This is a genomic window from Pseudomonas sp. 3MAES_34.3B, assembly GCF_058145875.1.
Genome location: NZ_CM176960.1, coordinates 1658372 through 1674077 on the forward strand (window position 1 = coordinate 1658372; position 15706 = coordinate 1674077).

The 15706-nt window shown below is 63.6% G+C and carries 14 protein-coding genes; 4 read left to right on the forward strand and 10 right to left on the reverse strand.

Features of this window, described 5'->3' with window-relative positions; translation table 11 throughout:
* Positions 1–17: 17 nt before the first annotated feature.
* The 7 genes from AC3Z8Y_RS07400 to AC3Z8Y_RS07430 form a co-directional block, all read right to left on the reverse strand.
* Positions 18–2063 (reverse strand): pyridoxamine 5'-phosphate oxidase family protein, encoded by a 2046-nt coding sequence (locus tag AC3Z8Y_RS07400; protein WP_490089097.1) that lies wholly within the window; start codon positions 2061–2063, stop codon positions 18–20.
* A gap of 53 nt (positions 2064–2116) precedes the next feature.
* A complete protein-coding gene (locus AC3Z8Y_RS07405) occupies positions 2117–2743 on the reverse strand; it encodes a glutathione S-transferase family protein (protein WP_490089098.1) in 627 nt (208 codons plus the stop codon).
* Between the two features lie 169 nt (positions 2744–2912).
* Complete coding sequence (locus AC3Z8Y_RS07410) at positions 2913–3815, reverse strand: LysR family transcriptional regulator (protein WP_490089099.1); 903 nt, start codon at positions 3813–3815, stop codon at positions 2913–2915.
* Positions 3816–3818: 3 nt separating this feature from the next.
* Complete coding sequence (locus AC3Z8Y_RS07415) at positions 3819–4733, reverse strand: LysR family transcriptional regulator (protein WP_490089100.1); 915 nt, start codon at positions 4731–4733, stop codon at positions 3819–3821.
* Positions 4734–4848: 115 nt separating this feature from the next.
* Positions 4849–5904: an alpha/beta fold hydrolase gene (locus tag AC3Z8Y_RS07420; RefSeq protein ID WP_490089101.1), complete on the reverse strand. Its 1056-nt coding sequence runs from the start codon at positions 5902–5904 to the stop codon at positions 4849–4851.
* Between the two features lie 61 nt (positions 5905–5965).
* The gene (locus AC3Z8Y_RS07425; protein ID WP_490089102.1) at positions 5966–7180 is read right to left on the reverse strand and encodes a cytochrome c biogenesis protein DipZ; all 1215 of its coding nucleotides are present in this window, start codon (positions 7178–7180) and stop codon (positions 5966–5968) included.
* Positions 7181–7251: 71 nt separating this feature from the next.
* Positions 7252–7515 (reverse strand): DUF2790 domain-containing protein, encoded by a 264-nt coding sequence (locus AC3Z8Y_RS07430; protein ID WP_490089103.1) that lies wholly within the window; start codon positions 7513–7515, stop codon positions 7252–7254.
* A 221-nt stretch (positions 7516–7736) separates the two neighbouring features.
* Between AC3Z8Y_RS07430 and AC3Z8Y_RS07435 the strand changes: the two genes are divergently transcribed.
* Entirely contained in the window at positions 7737–8480 is a 744-nt protein-coding gene (locus tag AC3Z8Y_RS07435; RefSeq protein WP_490089104.1) for a response regulator, read from the forward strand.
* The gene (locus tag AC3Z8Y_RS07440) at positions 8477–9802 is read left to right on the forward strand and encodes an ATP-binding protein (protein ID WP_490089105.1); all 1326 of its coding nucleotides are present in this window, start codon (positions 8477–8479) and stop codon (positions 9800–9802) included. The genes AC3Z8Y_RS07435 and AC3Z8Y_RS07440 overlap by 4 nt, the downstream gene beginning before the upstream one ends.
* Before the next feature lie 13 nt (positions 9803–9815).
* On the opposite strand, the gene AC3Z8Y_RS07445 is transcribed toward AC3Z8Y_RS07440, so the two are convergent.
* The 3 genes from AC3Z8Y_RS07445 to AC3Z8Y_RS07455 form a co-directional block, all read right to left on the reverse strand.
* Positions 9816–10406 carry an NADPH-dependent FMN reductase gene (locus AC3Z8Y_RS07445; RefSeq protein ID WP_490089106.1) on the reverse strand — a complete coding sequence of 197 codons (591 nt, stop codon included), beginning with the start codon at positions 10404–10406 and terminating at the stop codon, positions 9816–9818.
* 138 nt (positions 10407–10544) lie between these two features.
* A complete protein-coding gene (locus tag AC3Z8Y_RS07450) occupies positions 10545–11717 on the reverse strand; it encodes a zinc-dependent alcohol dehydrogenase (protein WP_490089107.1) in 1173 nt (390 codons plus the stop codon).
* A gap of 174 nt (positions 11718–11891) precedes the next feature.
* Positions 11892–12812, reverse strand: coding sequence for a LysR family transcriptional regulator (locus AC3Z8Y_RS07455; RefSeq protein ID WP_490089108.1), 921 nt, complete (start codon positions 12810–12812; stop codon positions 11892–11894).
* A gap of 108 nt (positions 12813–12920) precedes the next feature.
* Between AC3Z8Y_RS07455 and AC3Z8Y_RS07460 the strand changes: the two genes are divergently transcribed.
* Both AC3Z8Y_RS07460 and lpdA read left to right on the forward strand, forming a co-directional pair.
* Entirely contained in the window at positions 12921–14111 is a 1191-nt protein-coding gene (locus AC3Z8Y_RS07460) for an MFS transporter (protein ID WP_490089109.1), read from the forward strand.
* A gap of 130 nt (positions 14112–14241) precedes the next feature.
* Positions 14242–15645, forward strand: a complete 1404-nt coding sequence (lpdA, locus tag AC3Z8Y_RS07465) for a dihydrolipoyl dehydrogenase (RefSeq protein ID WP_490089110.1) — start codon at positions 14242–14244, stop codon at positions 15643–15645.
* Positions 15646–15706 lie beyond the last annotated feature (61 nt).

The window sequence follows — 15706 nt, forward strand, 5'->3', positions numbered from 1 at the left end:
CTCCTTGTCAGCGTGTTTTATAGATCCAGCACCAGCGGTTCTCCATTGCCTTGGGCCGGCACGGCGCAGCAGATCAGCACCTGATCGGCAGGCGGCATCTGCGCTGGCGGGGTAGGGTAGTTCACTTCACCACTGATCAACCGCGTGCTGCACGTGCCGCACGAGCCGCCGCGGCAGCTGAACTCAGGGTTGAGCCCGCGGCTTTCGGCCAGCTCCAGCAAGGTACCCCCGCCAGGTATCCAGCGAGCTTCGGCGGCAGAGGCTTTGAACTGCACCGGTACCGGGCTGGTAGCCGCCGGTGGTTGGGCCAGCGTGGGTGGAGGCTCGGTTGCCGAGCGGCGCAGCGCCGAAGGGCCAAAGGCTTCCGCATGAATGCGCAGGTCCTGGATGTTGAGGCTGCGCAGGCCGTCGTACATCGCTTGTAAAAAGCCTGCGGGGCCGCACAGGTAGAAGTCGTAGTCATCCAGCGGCAACCGTGCCTTTACCTGTGTGAATTCCAGCCGCCCGGCCAATTGGTAGTCCCGGTCCAGCACGGCCAATTCACCCGGGCTGCTCAATATGCGATGGATGTGCAACTGGCCGGCCGAGCCGAGTTGAAGCGCCGCGAGTTCCTCCCGGAAGGGCAGCTCATCGAGGCTGCGGGCGCTCTGGAACAAGTGTACGGGGCGGGCACTCTGCCGCTGTTGATTGTGCGCCACCAGTGCCTTGGCCATGGCGATCATGGGCGTGATACCCACCCCCGCGCCTAGCAGCACCACCGGCCGGTCGCTGTCGACCAGCGTAAAGCCGCCCACCGGGGAGCGTACCTCCAGCCGATCGCCCACTTGCACTCGATCATGCAGATGGCTCGACGCCGGGCCTTGCCGTTTGATGCTGATGCGGATGTGTTCCTCACCGGGCGCGCTGGAAATGCTGTAGGTCCGGATCAAGGCGCCCTGGTTGGTATGGATGCGCATGGGCAGGTGCTGGCCCGGGGCGAAGGGAACAGCTGTACCGCCGGGCGGTGTCAGGTAGATCGAGCGGATGTCGCTGCTTTCCTGTTCCACTCGTGCTACCTGCCACTGTTGCCATTGCCCACGCTGTGCCTGCTGCTGTGCGCGCTCTTCCGTTTCCGCCCAGGTGCCGGTGGCCAGGCTGGTGGGGGCGTAGTCATGAAACAGCCAGCGCAGGTTGATCGCCGCTGGCCGCACAACCACCTGCTCCACCTCGACCGTCCACAGCCGCTCGGCGCCTTCGAACGCCAGGGTCAGCGGGCTGTCCAGCAGCAACTCGGTGCGACCGCTCAGTTGCAGGAGGTCGCCGCTGGCGAAGTCGATGAACAATAGCCCTGCCACCGGGTTTGCCTGCAGGTTACCCAAGGTGTTGAAGAACAGGTTGCCCGCGTAGTCCGGCACTGTCAGGCGATTGCCGTCTACCTTGATAAACCCGGCGCGCCCGCCACGGTGAGACACGTCCACAGCGCGGCTGCGATCCTCATTCTCCACATAGCTGGCGACGAAGAACGTGTCGGCTGCTCGGATCAACGCGCGGGTCTGGTCGTTGAGGGCAACAGCGTGTACCGCCTGTGGCCTGTCGCTGATCGCCCCGGCAACCCGGCTGTAGGCCCGTTCCTGAATGTATTTGGGGCAGTTGCCGTAGGATTGCTCCACCGCCACCTGCAGCCCGGCGGCCGAAGCGTGCTGGATGCTCCCGTTTACCCGGTTGCGTCGGCGGCTGTGCAGTTCGATGCCCAGCATGCCAATGGCCTGGCCGGCTTGCAGGCCGGGGGTGGCGGGGTCTTGCGGGTCCAGCTCGGTAGCCAGGTTCAAGTGGTGTGGGTCGGCGCTGGTGATAAATCCTTCCGGCCCCTCTAGCAAGGTGGCCCACGGGCGCCGGTTGGCGTCCACAGCGCCCACCACCATAAAGGGCAGTTGCTGATAAAAGGCCCTGTGTTGGTCGGGCATGTAGTCCCGGATGACCCGGCGGCCGAGTTCTTCCATCCGTTCGGATGCATTGAACGTCTGCTGAAGCTGTTTCTCGCCGGCATGCCAGGGCGATGCTGGTGGTTGGCGCAGTGTGTCCATGGCTCACCTCCTTGAACAGGTTGCCGGCGGCCCCGGCGGTCAGGCGTTCGTACTCAAGCGGCCAGCAAGCCCGCGGCAGTGGGCGCCATGGGCACAAAGCCGGGAAGGGCTTCGATGCGCGCCAGCCACGCCCGTACATTCGGGTAAGGTTCCAATGACACATTGCCTTCAGGGGCGTGGGCGATGTAACTGTAGTTGGCGACATCGGCGATGGTGGGTTCAGCGCCGGCCAGGAAGGGGCGGTCAGCCAATTCGCTGTCCATCAACTTGAGCAGGGTATGGGCGCGGGCAATCACTTCGTCGGCATTGAAGGCCGCGCCGAACACGGTAATCAAGCGTGCCGCCGCGGGGCCGTACGCCACCTGGCCGGCCGCCACCGACAGCCAGCGCTGAATCCGCGCTTCGGCGAGCGCGTCCTCGGGTTGCCAGCTGCCGCTGCCGTAGGTTTTCGCCAGGTACACCAGGATCGCGTTGGAGTCGGCGAGCAAGGTGCCGTTGTCATCAATCACCGGCACTTGCCCGAAGGGGTTGATCGCCAGAAACGCTGGCTGCTTATGCTCGCCGCGGGCCAGGTCCACGTCTACCAGGTCTGTGGGCACGTTGAGCAATGACAGCAGCAATTGCACGCGGTGGGCATGGCCGGAAAGCGAGTGGCGGTACAGTTTCACTGGGTTTGGCATGCTCGTGGCTCCGTAGGGTAGGGAAGGGCTGGCAGCGCACTGGCAAGCCCGGCTGGGCGGCTACGCTGGTGCAGCCATGCTGCGCCTATCCCTGCCCCGGCAGAATCACCACGGTTGGCAATCCATAAGTCCACTTTGCGGAATAATCACCCGCCGGGGCTGTTCTGCCTCAGCCCGAAAACGCTGGGTGGGCGCGCAGCAACGGGGTGGCGAAGTCGATGAAGGTGCGCACCCGGGCTTCGGCGCGGCGGCCGTGGCGGTAGATCAGCTGAGCGGGCACGCCCATGCCCGGATAGCCCGTAAGCACCTGAACCAGCTCGCCGCTGCGCAGCTCTTCGTGAGCCTCGTAGCTAAGGCAGCGCACCAAGCCTGCGCCCAGGGTGGCGGCACGGATGGCCCCCCGCTGGGTAGTGCAGCTCAATACGTGAGCGGGTTTGGCCGCGCGGCTGGTGCACCTCGAGGAAAAACGCCACTGCGCGTCGTAGCCCGCTGAGGTAACTATTGCCGCGCGATGGGCTTTCAAATCCTCGGGCGTAGCAGGGTGCCCCCACCGGGCGAGGTAGGCAGGCGCGGCACATACGATAGGCCGAACCTCACCCAACGGGATGGCAAACTCGGAAGAATCAGGCAAGTGGCCTACCACGATGGCCACGTCGATGCCGTCTTTGAGTAGCCGGGGCAGCCCCTCGCTGGCCTGGATCGCCAGGCCCACCCCGGGGAAGGCCTCCAGATAGGCGACGGCGATGGGCGTGAACACCTGCAGGTCAATCAGCAGTGGCAAAGCGACAGTCAATTGGCCCTCTGGCCGGGCGTGGATACCCGCCGCGGAGCGTTCCGCGATCTCGGTTTGCGCCAGGATCTGCCGGCAACTCTGCGCGAACTGCTCGCCTGCGGGGGTCAGGCTTACCCCACGCGGCCCGCGTAGCAACAGGGTGTTTTGCAGGCGTGCTTCAAGCGCGGCGACACTGCGCGCCACGGTGGCGAGCGATAGCTCCAGTTGCCGGGCCGCAGCCGCGAGGCTACTGCCCCGGGCCACGGCATCGAACACCTGCAGCTCGCGATAACGGCCCATGGCTCAGGCCGCCGGCACTGTGTGCAAGGCCGCGTCGGCCAGCAGCCGGCGGGTGCAATGGTCCACGAAGGTACGCACCTTGGCGAGCAGGGGCCGGTCACCGTGAAAAAGAATGTGCACAGGCAGCGCCGCTGTCTGGAACGGTTCAAGCACGATCTCCAGCTCGCCGTTTCTCACAGATTCCGCCACCTGATAGGAGAGCACCCGGGTGAGCCCCCAGCCCAGGCGCGCCGCATTGATGGCCGCCTGGTTGGAGCTTACCAGCAGGCGCGGCTCTGGGCGCAGGGCCAGGGCACGGCCGTTGTCCATGAACTGCCACTCCGTCAGCAGGTTACTGGCCGATGACATCACAATCGGCAGCGCCAGCACCTCCTCGGGTAGCTGCGGCCGGCCCACCCGGTCGAGAAACGCCGGCGCGGCGCACACCACCGGGCGAATTTCACCTACCTTGATCGCCTGCAAACCCGTGTCGGCCAGCCGCCCGATGCGCACCGCCACGTCGATGCCTTCGTCCACCACGTTCACCAGCCGGTCGAGCAACAATGCATTGATCGTCACCTCCGGATGCTGGGCCAGATACTCGGTGATCAGGGGTACAAGAAACAACTCGCCGAACATCACCGGCGCCGTCACGGTGAGGTTGCCCCGGGCGCGAATGCGGCTGCCGGTGGCCAGCTCTTCGGCTTCTTCAAGATCCAGCAGGATGCGCTTGCAGTCTTCCACATAGCGCCGCCCGGCCTCGGTCAAGCGCAAACCGCGCGTGTTGCGTGCCAGCAGCAGGGTACCCAGCCGATTTTCCAGGCCGGCAATCACCCGGGTCACGCTGGGCGGTGACATGCCCACCAAGCGGGCCCCGGCGGCGAAGCTCTCCGCTTCCACCACCGCCAGCAGCACTTTCATTTCCTGGAATCTGTCCACGCGCAGTACCGGTTGGCTGAGGGGAACGCTCTCAGCGTAGCGGTTAAGGGCAGGGCAGGGAAATCGAAGGCGGGTAAGCGTGTAACCGTTTCGATTGCCTCTGCCGGCGCCTTGCCTATTTGCCCTGAAGGCGGTCTGCGTCAACGATCGCCTGGGCAAAGGCCTGCGGCGCTTCCTGTGGCAGGTTGTGGCCCACGCCGCCTTCGATCAGCCGGTACTGGTAGCTGCCGGTGTAGCGCTTGGCATAGGCCTCGGCGGGTGGATGCGGCGCGCCGTTGGCATCGCCCTCGAGGGCTATCGTGGGCACGCTGATGGAGGGGAAAGCAGCGAGTTTTTTCTCGAGTGGGGCGTAACGGGCTTCACCTTTTTCAAGGCCCAAACGCCACCGGTAGTTATAGACCGTGACGGCCACATGGTCGGGGTTTTGCAACGCCGCCGCGCTGCGATCGTAGGTGGCGTCGTTGAAATTCCAGCGTGGCGAGGCGGTCTTCCAGATGAGTTTGGCGAAGTCATGGGTGTTCTGTGCATAGCCCTGGCGGCCGCGCTCCGTCGCAAAGTAAAACTGATACCACCATTGCAGCTCGGCCGCCGGGGGCAGCGGTGCCTTGCCTGCTTGCTGGCTACCGATCAGATATCCGCTTACCGCCACCAGCGCTTTCACCCGCTCTGGCCATAGCGCGGCCACGATATCGGCGGTGCGCGCGCCCCAGTCATAGCCGCCGAGCACCGCGCGCTGGACATGCAGGGCATCCATGAAGTCGATCAAGTCAGTGGCCAGGGCAGCCGGCTCGCCATTGCGCAGCGTTTTGGCCGAGAGGAAGCGGGTGTCGCCATAACCGCGGGCATAGGGTACCAGTACACGGTAACCCTTCGCCGCCAATGCCGGCGCCACGTCGGCGTAACTGTGAATGTCGTAGGGCCAGCCATGCAGCAGGATCACAGTCGGGCCATCGGCAGGGCCAACCTCGGCATAGGCTACATTCAGCAACCCGGCCTTTACATGCTTGAGCGGGCCCAGGTCGGTATGGCTGCCCACGGTAACGGGCGCAATCGGGTTCGAATCGGCCTCGCTGGCCAGGGCATTGTTCTGCAGCCCCGCTTGAAGCATGGCGGCAGCCATTACAGCTACGGCAGTCAGGTGGCGGCGAAGCCTACGGGTGCATGTGTGCATGATGGAGTTCCTCTGGGTTCCAGCCGCCCTGTGGCACGCCGGATAAGGGAGTGGGCACGTTTTATCGAGCAGCGGACGCGCGCTCGGCCAGCAACCTCTGGATTGCCTTTTCCTGGGTGTCGTAAGCCCCTTCTCCGAAGTGGCTGTAGCGCACCTGGCCATTGGCGTCGACGAGGTAATGGGCGGGCCAGTACTGGTTGCCGAAGCTTTTCCACACTGCGTAGTCGTTATCCACAGCAACCGGGTAGGTGATCCCCAGCTGCGCCACCTGTTGCCGTACATTGGCCAGGATCCGCTCGAACGGGTACTCCGGGGTATGCACACCGATCACCACCAGGCCGTCCTTGCTGTAGCGCTCGGCCCATTGCTTCACATAGGGCAGGGTGTGCTGGCAGTTGATGCAGTCGTAGGTCCAGAAGTCCACCAGCACCACTTTTCCACGCAGCGCTTCTGGGGTGAGTTCTGGCGAGTTCAGCCATTGCACCGCGCCGGCCAACGACGGCATCTGGCCCATCAGCGCCAGGTCCGGCTCGTTCGCCGCCATGGCGGCATTTGTGAACCGATCCACAACAGCCGAGACGCTGCGCAGCACACCGTGCTCGATGCGGTCAGAAAAGGCTGAAGAGGTGCCTGCCAGCACCGCTCCCGTGCCGCCGCCGGCAATCCCGAGCGCCGCCAGCAACACCAGGCACCCCACGCCTCGGCGCACCCACCCCATCACAGGAAGGGAAAACCGCAGGTGCCGCGCCATGCGCTTGCCGGCCAGCATCACAAGGCCCAGCGACACCGCACTACCCACCCCATAGGCCAGCAGCAAAGCACTGGTTTGAGCGTTGGGGCCGCCGAGCATGGCGCCACTGAGGATGATCCCCAGAATAGGCCCGGCACAGGGCGCCCATAGCAGGCCGGTGGCCACGCCGATCAACACCGACGTGAAGGGGCTGGCCGATAAAGATGCCGCCGGGGCCAGCCGGTTGCCCAGCGCCACGAACGGCTTCGCCAGCCAGGTGCCAAGCCGGGGGGCGAGCAGCGACAGCGCGAATACGACCATCACCGCCAGGGCGATGTGGCGCCCGGCGGCATTGGCCCGCACCACCCAGTTGCTGCCGACCACCGCCAGGCTCGACACCGCGGCGAAGGTAAGCACCAGGCCGCTCAAGGTGAACACGATGGAAGCGCGGCTCTGGTGCAGCCGGGCGAAGAGGAACGGCACAACCGGCAGAATGCAGGGGCTGAGGATGGTCAACATCCCGCCCAGGAAAGCAATGATGAACATGGCGTTCTCCAACTTTGGTGAAAGCAGGGGCCGCCATGGCAATGCTGGGGCGGCGCTTCATGGCCTCGTACTTATTGCTGGTTGGTGCAGCCCGGGGTGCCGCCCAGGTAATCGAGCACATGCTGCTGGCCTTGGGAATCCTCATAGGCCATGTGATAGGTGGTCACGCCGCAAGCGGGGCCGTCGTCCACGGTCACCGAATTCACGTGCTTGATATCCACGTGGGTGCCGTAGTGGTAGCTCTGGTGAGGGGTTTGGGTGTCGGCGTGGGCCATGACCGCGCCAAGCGACAGGGCGACGGTGAACAGCGAGGTAGCGAAGGCTTTAATGTTCATTGAGTGTTTCTCCGAGAGTGATGAGGTAGCCGTTCAAGCCTCGTTGCGGCTTGTTGAGCACATTTCACTCCCCGGAGGTATCTCGCTTGTGTCCGCTGCGGCCCTTTAATGTTGCGCCGAGTATCTGCCCGGCAGGCTGATACATAACGCTACAAAGCGAGCTGTCAGCCCACAGCGCTGCCGGTAGACTGCCAGCACCCCACGACTGCAAGGGCCCGGTGATGGACGCCAAGGTTGATCACGTTCTGATCGTCGATGACGACAGAGAGATTAGAGAGCTGGTAGGCAACTACCTGAAGAAGAACGGCCTGCGCACCACCCTGGCGGCCGACGGGCGCCAGATGCGCGCGTTTCTGGAAACCGCGCAGGTCGACCTCATCGTGCTCGACATCATGATGCCCGGTGACGATGGCCTGGTGCTGTGCCGGGAATTGCGCGCCGGCAAACACCGCGCCACGCCGGTGTTGATGCTCACCGCCCGGGACGACGAAACCGACCGGATCATCGGCCTGGAAATGGGCGCCGACGACTACCTGGTGAAGCCGTTCGCGGCCCGTGAGCTGCTGGCGCGGATCAACGCGGTGCTGCGCCGCACGCGGATGCTGCCGCCCAACCTGGTGGTGAGCGAGCAGGCGCGGCTGCTCAGCTTCGGCGACTGGCGGCTCGATACCACGGCCAGGCACCTGCTCGATGCGCAGGGCACCGTGGTTGCCTTGAGCGGGGCGGAGTACCGCATGCTGCGGGTGTTCCTGGATCATCCGCAGCGCGTGCTCAGCCGCGAGCAACTGCTCAACCTTACCCAGGGCCGCGAAGCCGACCTCTTCGACCGCTCCATTGACCTGTTGGTCAGCCGCCTGCGCCAGCGCCTGCTCGACGACGCCCGGCAACCGGCGTACATCAAGACCGTTCGCAACGAAGGGTATGTGTTCAGTTTTCCGGTGCAGTTACTGGAGAACCCATCGTGAGGCGTTGGGTGCCATGGCCACGCACGCTGGCGGCCCGGCTGTCGCTGATTTTCCTGACCAGCCTGCTGTTGGCCCAGGGGCTGTCCTTCGCGCTACAAACCTACGAGCGCTACAACAGCGCCAGGTCCTTGATGCTCAGCAACTTCGAGCATGACATCGACACCTCGGTCGCGATTCTGGACCGGCTGCCGGCGGCCGAACGCGCCAGCTGGCTATCGCGGCTGGAGCGCTCCAATTACCGCTACCAGTTGGGCGCGGGGCAGGCGGGCACGCCGATGGGCGCTGATGACGAACCTATGTCGGTGAAGTCGATCAAGGCAACGGTGGGCGCGCGCTACCCGGTGGCCTTCGAAACGATCGAGGACTCACCCCCGCATTACCAGGCCCACCTGCGATTGAGCGATGGCGAGCCGCTGACCATCGACGTGCGGCCGTCCATCATGCCGCTGTCGCCTTGGTTGCCCTTGTTGCTGGCCGCGCAGTTGGCCCTGCTGGTGGCGGGTACCTGGCTGGCCGTGCGCACCGCGATCCGCCCCCTTACACGCTTGGCCCAGGCCGCGGAAAGCCTGGACCCGAACCAGCCTGCGGCGCCTCTGGAGGAGCGTGGCCCCACGGAAGTGGCACATGCCGCCATGGCCTTCAACGCCATGCAGCGCCGGATCGCGGCCTATGTGAAAGAGCGGGTACAGCTGCTCGCTGCGATCTCCCATGACCTGCAAACGCCCATCACCCGGATGAAACTGCGGGTGGAGTTCATGGACGACAGCGTCGAAAAGGACAAGCTCTGGAGCGACCTCACCGAAATTCAGCACCTGGTGAAGGAAGGCGTGGCCTTCGCCCGTAGTACCGAGCCCTCCCGCGAGCCCGCCATCCGCCTGCAGCTCAATGCGTTCCTCGAAAGCCTGGTATTTGATTACCTCGATACCGGTAAGGCGGTTGAGCTGTCGGCCCCGTATGAGCTGGTGATCACCAGCCGCCCCCAGGCCCTGCGCCGGCTGCTGACCAACCTGATCGACAACGCGCTCAAATTTGCCGGTGAAGCCCAGGTGCAGGTCCAACAACACCCTGGCGGCCGCCTCGCCATCCAGGTACTCGACCGGGGCCCGGGTGTACCGGAAGAAGCATTGAGCGACGTGCTCAAGCCGTTCTACCGCCTGGAAAGCTCGCGCAACCGTGACACCGGCGGCACCGGGTTGGGCTTGGCTATCGCCTCGCAACTGGCTGGCAGCCTGGGTGGCCAGTTGCGGTTGTGCAACCGGGCGGGCGGGGGGTTATGCGCGGAGGTGGAGTTGCCTGGAGGGCCGGGCCAGTCGGCTGCGTGACTGGCCCGCTTCTTCAATAGGGCGTACCCCCCGCCCGCTGCTGGCGCAGGGCCTGCATGTACCACTCGAACTCATCCAGAAAGCGGTTCATCTGGCTGGTGATGCGCGGCTCGGTGGGCTGGCCGTCATCGCCCAGGGCGGTGCCGATACGCGGGATGGCGAACAGGCTGGGGATGCTGGGCATGCCCAATTCGCCCACGATCGCACGCAGTTGCATGGCTGCCCGCACGCCGCCATAGCCGCCCGCGGAATAGCAGGCAATTGCCGAAGGCCGCCAGAAATACTCCTCCAGAAAATGGTCGAGCAGGTTCTTCAGCGCGGGCGGCACGCCGTGGTTGTATTCAGCGCTCACCAACAGAAAACCATCGGCCCGGCGGTACAGCGTTGCCAGGCGTTCGAGGTCTGCCGGCGCCGACCCTTTGGGGTACTCCTTGTACATCCGGTCCAGCAGGGGAAGGCGGGTTTCCATCGGGTCCACCAGCACCGCTTCATGCCCCCGTGCTTCCAGTGCCGCTAACAGCAGGCGCGCCGGCTTGATGCCCTGGCGGTCGGTACGCACGGAGCCAAGCAGTACCGCGATGGTGAGTTGTTCGGTATGGGGCATGGTCTGGGCCTTCAAGGAGCTTGGGTCTATCCAGCCTAGCTCAGCGCCTGTGTTGCATCCCAAACGGGCAACGGGTACGGCTGGCAAGCCGCCCCCAGGTCACGGGCCAGCTCGCGACCCAGGGTGACAACACGCGGATCAGGGCTTGAGCACTACCTTCACGCAGCCGTCTTTCTTGTCGCGGAAGGTCTTGTACATGTCCGGGCCGTCTTTAAGGCTTACGGTGTGGGTGATCACGAAGCTGGGGTCGATCTGCCCTTCCTGGATACGGTTGAGCAGGTCATCGGTCCAGCGATTGACGTGAGTCTGCCCCATCTTGAAGGTCAGCCCCTTGTTCATCGCGGCGCCGAACGGAATCTTGTCGATCAGGCCGCCATACACGCCGGGGATGGACAACGTGCCAGCCGGGCGGCACACATACATCATTTCCCGCAGCACGTGAGGGCGGTCGGATTCCATCATCACTGCCTGCTTCACTCGGTCGTAAACCGAGTCGAAGGAACGGGTAGCGTGGGATTCCATGCCTACCGCGTCGATGCATTTTTCCGGGCCCTTGCCACCGGTGAGTTCGGCGAGGCGGTCCAGCACGCTTTCTTCGTCGAAGTTGATGGTGATGGCGCCCCCAGCCTTGGCCATCGCCAGGCGCTCAGGCACATTGTCGATGCATACCACTTGCTTGGCACCGAGGATCACCGCGCTGCGCACGGTGAATTGCCCTACGGGGCCGGCGCCCCAGATAGCGACGGTGTCGGTAGGTTGGATATCGCATTGCACAGCCGCCTGCCAGCCGGTCGGGAAGATGTCGCCGAGGAATAACACTTGCTCGTCGGTAAGCCCGTCGGGAATCACCACCGGGGTGAAGTCTGCGTAAGGCACGCGCACGTATTCAGCTTGCCCACCCGGGTAGCCTCCAGTCAGGTGGGTATAGCCAAACAACCCCGCCGTGGTATGGCCGAAAGCTTTATCGGCCAGGTCTTTATTACGGTTGCTGCGTTCGCAAACGGAGAAGTTGCCCCGGCGGCATTGATCGCATTCCCCGCAGCAGATCGTGAAGGGAACGACCACGCGATCGCCGATCTTCAGCTTCTTGTTTTCCGAGCCGACTTCCACCACTTCGCCCATGAACTCATGGCCCATGATGTCGCCATGCTTCATCCCGGGCATAAAGCCGTCGTACAGGTGCAAGTCCGAGCCGCAGATCGCGCACGAACTGACCTTGATGATGGCGTCCCGCGGGTGTTCTATCGTGGGGTCGGGTAGATGGTCATCACAACGGATGTCTTTTTTTCCATGCCAGCGTAATGCTTTCATTGGTAAACCTCCTGGGTTGTGGTCGGTACGGCGGCCAAGGGAGCAGGGCTCGAGACCACCTTTTTTTTCGGTAGAAAGGCCCTCCGATAAGTTCCAACCCAGTACCGCTTGCGGTGTTGCGGGGTGATGGATGGTTAGTGCAGCGGTTACTCCCCGCTGCGCTGGGCGCCCTGTTCACCGCCGGCCCGTGGGCGTGAGGTTGGCACCCAGATACGCTATCAAGGCGCTCACCTTCGGCAGTGCCTCGCGGCTTTTCAGCCATACCAGGTTCATTGGCTGCCCCTGCGTCGCCAAGTGGGGAAGCACCTCCACAATGCGCCCGCTCTCCAGATGGGTATGCACCAACCACAGGGGCAGCTGAGCGATACCAAGCCCTGCCAGCACGGCCATCACTTCTCCCTCTCCATCTCCTACGGCGATATGGGGGTGCATGATTCGGCGCTCGATGTCACCTTGCTGGCGCCCTTTGAAGTACCAAGGGATCGCCATTCCGTCATTCAACCCGTAGCCCACACACAAGTGCCGGTCCAAGTCCGCTTCCGAGTCGGGATGGCCATGGCGCGCGAGGTAATCCGGCGAGGCGCAAAAGATGAGCTTTGGCGTGCCGAAGAACCTGTGCCCTACGGCAGCGGGCCAGGCGCCGGCCCCACCGATCCGGACCACGATGTCGATATTCTCGTGCACCAGGTCAACGTAGCGATCAGAGAAAGAAATATGCGGTGACAGCCGTGGATGCTCCTTCATGAATTCGATGATCAGCGGCAGTACATGCAACCGGCCATAGGAGGCGGGCAAGTCGATGCGAACCTTGCCCTGCGGTTCGGTGTGCGTTGAAGTCATGGCGACTTCGGCTTCTTCCAGGTCCGCCAACACGGCGGCGCATGTACGGTAAAAAGTCTCCCCGGCTTCGGTGAGCGACAGCCGCCGGGTAGTGCGTTGGAACAGGCGGGTGCCTAGCCGTGCCTCCAGCCGCGCGATCCCTTTGCTGACTGCGGAACTGGTAAGGCTCAGCCGCTCGGCCGCTGCGGTAAAGCTGCCCAGGTCCGCAACGATCACGAACACGTCAATGCCCTTCAGGCGTTCGGATGAGAACATTGAAGCTCCAATTGATGAATCCAGTTCCAATCACTTCGTAAAAAACAGCCGAGATCACCCCATATTTCTCCAATAGGCTATGCCAAAACCTGTTCGGAGTTAAGTTGTATGCAATCCTCAGTCACAGCAGAGGCCACAACGGCCGCCGCGGACACCTCGCGGTCAGGGGTTCAGATCCTGATCATGGCGGTCGCCGCCTTTATCATTGTGACAACCGAGTTCCTGATCGTGGGGCTGCTGCCCGCGCTCGCTCGGGACTTGAACATCTCCATCGCCCTGGCAGGGCAGGTGGTCACCTTGTTCGCGTTTACGGTGATGCTGTTCGGGCCGGTGCTCACGGCAAAGCTGGCCCACGTGGAACGCAAAAAGCTGTTCACCGTCATCCTCATGGTGTTTGCCGCCTCCAACGTTCTGGCAGCGGTGTCCACCAATATCTGGGTATTGGCGCTTGCGCGTTTCATCCCCGCCTTGGCGCTGCCGGTGTTTTGGGGTACCGCCAGCGAAACAGCCGGGCAGCTCGCAGGCCCTGGCCAGTCGGGCAAGGCCGTAGGCCGGGTGTACCTCGGCATTACCGCAGCGCTGGTGTTCGGCGTACCGCTGGGTACCCTGGCGGCAGATGCCGTGGGCTGGCGGGGAAGCTTCTGGATACTGGCGGCCATTGCGCTGTTCATTGGTGCCTTGATGCACTTGGTAATGCCGACACTACCCGTGTCTGCCAGCACCAACCCCGACCAGAAGCAGACCGCGATCCTGCGCCAACCGCGATTCCTGGCGCATCTGCTGTTGTCGATCCTTACCTTTACCGCGTTGTTCACCGCCTACACCTACCTGGCCGACGTGCTCGAGCGGCTGGGCGGGGTGCCTGCCAGCCAGGTGGGATGGTGGCTGATGGGCTTCGGTGCAATCGGCATGGTGGGTAATCACCTCGGTGGCAGCATGGTCGACCGTAAGCCGCTGGCCGCCATGGTGGTGTTCCTGGTGCTGGCGGGTGCCGGCATGCTGGCGGCGGTACCGTTGGCGCCGTATCACCTTTGGCTGATCGTCGCGCTGGTTGCCTGGGGCATCGGTTACACCGCGCTGTTTGTGGTGTGTCAGGTTCGGGTCATGCAGGCCGGTGCGCAGGCACAGGCGCTTGCGGCAACCATGAACATTTCAGCGGCCAACGCAGGCATCGGCCTGGGCGCGATCCTTGGTGGTATCGGCATCGGCCACTATGGTTTGGGCTCGATTGGCATCATTGCCACCCTGATCGCCGCCATGGCGGTGGTGGTGGCGCTGTTGATGATGCGTCGCGCGTAACTATCTTGTGCTCAGAAGGGCAGAGGCCACCTTTGCCCTTTGTATCGGTGACTTTCCCCGACAGTAATTTGTGTGCTCTTATAGATTACAGCTGACATATGACCGTCTGCGGCAACTGGCGAGGGTGCGCATGAGCAACTATGATCTGGTGATTATCGGGGGCGGCCCTGGTGGCTACAACGCGGCCATTCGCGCCGGGCAGTTGGGGATGAAGGTTGCCTGCGTAGAGGGTCGCGAAACCTTGGGCGGCACTTGCCTAAACGTCGGATGTATCCCTTCCAAGGCGCTGTTGCACGCCTCCGAAGCCTATGAAGATTCCACCACGGGCGCCTTCGCTCAAATGGGCATCGTAGGGCAGGCCACCCTCGACCTCGAACGCATGATGGCCCACAAGGCCGAAGGCGTGAACGGCCTTACCAAAGGGGTGGAGTTTCTTTTTCGCAAGAACAAAGTGGACTGGATCAAGGGTTGGGGCCGGCTGGACGGCAAGGGGCGGGTACAGGTCACTTCCACCGATGGCACTGAACAGCTGTTGCTGGCCAGGGAGGTGATCATCGCGACCGGCTCGGTGCCCACGCCGCTTGCCGGGGTGAACATCGACAACAAGCGCATTCTCGATTCCACCGGCGCGCTGTCGATCCCAAAAGTGCCCGGGCACCTTGTGGTGATCGGCGCTGGCGTGATCGGGCTGGAACTGGGGTCCGTGTGGCGGCGGCTGGGTGCAAAAGTCACCGTGGTCGAGTACCTCGACCGGATATGCCCGGGCATGGACGATGAAACCGCCAAGGCCTTCCAGAAGGTGCTGGCCAAGCAAGGCATGGCCTTCAAACTGGGCCACAAGGTGACCTCGGCCACCGCGAGCGATTCCGGCGTGACCCTAGCGCTTGAGCCTTCCGCGGGCGGCGATGCGATCCCGCTCGACGCAGACTATGTGCTGGTGGCCATCGGGCGCAAACCCTTCACCGAGGGGTTGAACCTCGAAAGCGTTGGGCTCGAGCCAGGGCAGCGCGGCGTGCTGGGCCACGATGGGCACTACGGAACGGGCGTTGACGGCGTATGGGTGATCGGCGATGTAACAACCGGCCTGATGCTGGCCCACAAGGCCGAAGACGAAGCGATCGCCTGCGTAGAACGCATCCACGGCAAGAAGGCAGGGGTCAACTATGACGCTATCCCGAGCGTTATCTATACCCGGCCGGAGGTGGCCACGGTGGGCAAGACGGAGCAACAACTCAAGGCTGAAGGCCGTGCGTACAAGGTTGGCAAATTCCCGTTCCTCGCTAACAGCCGGGCCAAGGTGAATCACGAAACCGAAGGCTTCGTGAAAGTACTCGCCGACGCAGAAACGGACCGCGTGCTTGGCGTGCACATGATCGGGCCGTCGGTGAGCGAAATGATCGGCGAGTACTGTGTGGCCATGGAGTTCTCGGCTTCCAGCGAAGACATCGCCTTGACCTGCCACCCACACCCCACCCGCTCGGAAGCCCTGCGCCAGGCTGCGATGGATGTGGAAGGGTGGGCAATGCAGGTGTAGTGATGGGCTGGGCGTAGAAGCCACGATGGCCAACCGCCCGGACCTGACCCCCGGCCCAAGC

What these genes read in the sequence shown, in the direction of transcription:
- AC3Z8Y_RS07400 (WP_490089097.1), bottom strand. Translation starts at nt 2,063, where the DNA reads ATGGACACACTGCGCCAACCACCAGCATCGCCCTGGCATGCCGGCGAG.
- AC3Z8Y_RS07405 (WP_490089098.1), bottom strand. Translation starts at nt 2,743, where the DNA reads ATGCCAAACCCAGTGAAACTGTACCGCCACTCGCTTTCCGGCCATGCC.
- AC3Z8Y_RS07410 (WP_490089099.1), bottom strand. Translation starts at nt 3,815, where the DNA reads ATGGGCCGTTATCGCGAGCTGCAGGTGTTCGATGCCGTGGCCCGGGGC.
- AC3Z8Y_RS07420 (WP_490089101.1), bottom strand. Translation starts at nt 5,904, where the DNA reads ATGCACACATGCACCCGTAGGCTTCGCCGCCACCTGACTGCCGTAGCT.
- AC3Z8Y_RS07425 (WP_490089102.1), bottom strand. Translation starts at nt 7,180, where the DNA reads ATGTTCATCATTGCTTTCCTGGGCGGGATGTTGACCATCCTCAGCCCC.
- AC3Z8Y_RS07430 (WP_490089103.1), bottom strand. Translation starts at nt 7,515, where the DNA reads ATGAACATTAAAGCCTTCGCTACCTCGCTGTTCACCGTCGCCCTGTCG.
- AC3Z8Y_RS07435 (WP_490089104.1), top strand. Translation starts at nt 7,737, where the DNA reads ATGGACGCCAAGGTTGATCACGTTCTGATCGTCGATGACGACAGAGAG.
- AC3Z8Y_RS07445 (WP_490089106.1), bottom strand. Translation starts at nt 10,406, where the DNA reads ATGCCCCATACCGAACAACTCACCATCGCGGTACTGCTTGGCTCCGTG.
- AC3Z8Y_RS07450 (WP_490089107.1), bottom strand. Translation starts at nt 11,717, where the DNA reads ATGAAAGCATTACGCTGGCATGGAAAAAAAGACATCCGTTGTGATGAC.
- AC3Z8Y_RS07455 (WP_490089108.1), bottom strand. Translation starts at nt 12,812, where the DNA reads ATGTTCTCATCCGAACGCCTGAAGGGCATTGACGTGTTCGTGATCGTT.
- AC3Z8Y_RS07460 (WP_490089109.1), top strand. Translation starts at nt 12,921, where the DNA reads ATGCAATCCTCAGTCACAGCAGAGGCCACAACGGCCGCCGCGGACACC.
- lpdA (WP_490089110.1), top strand. Translation starts at nt 14,242, where the DNA reads ATGAGCAACTATGATCTGGTGATTATCGGGGGCGGCCCTGGTGGCTAC.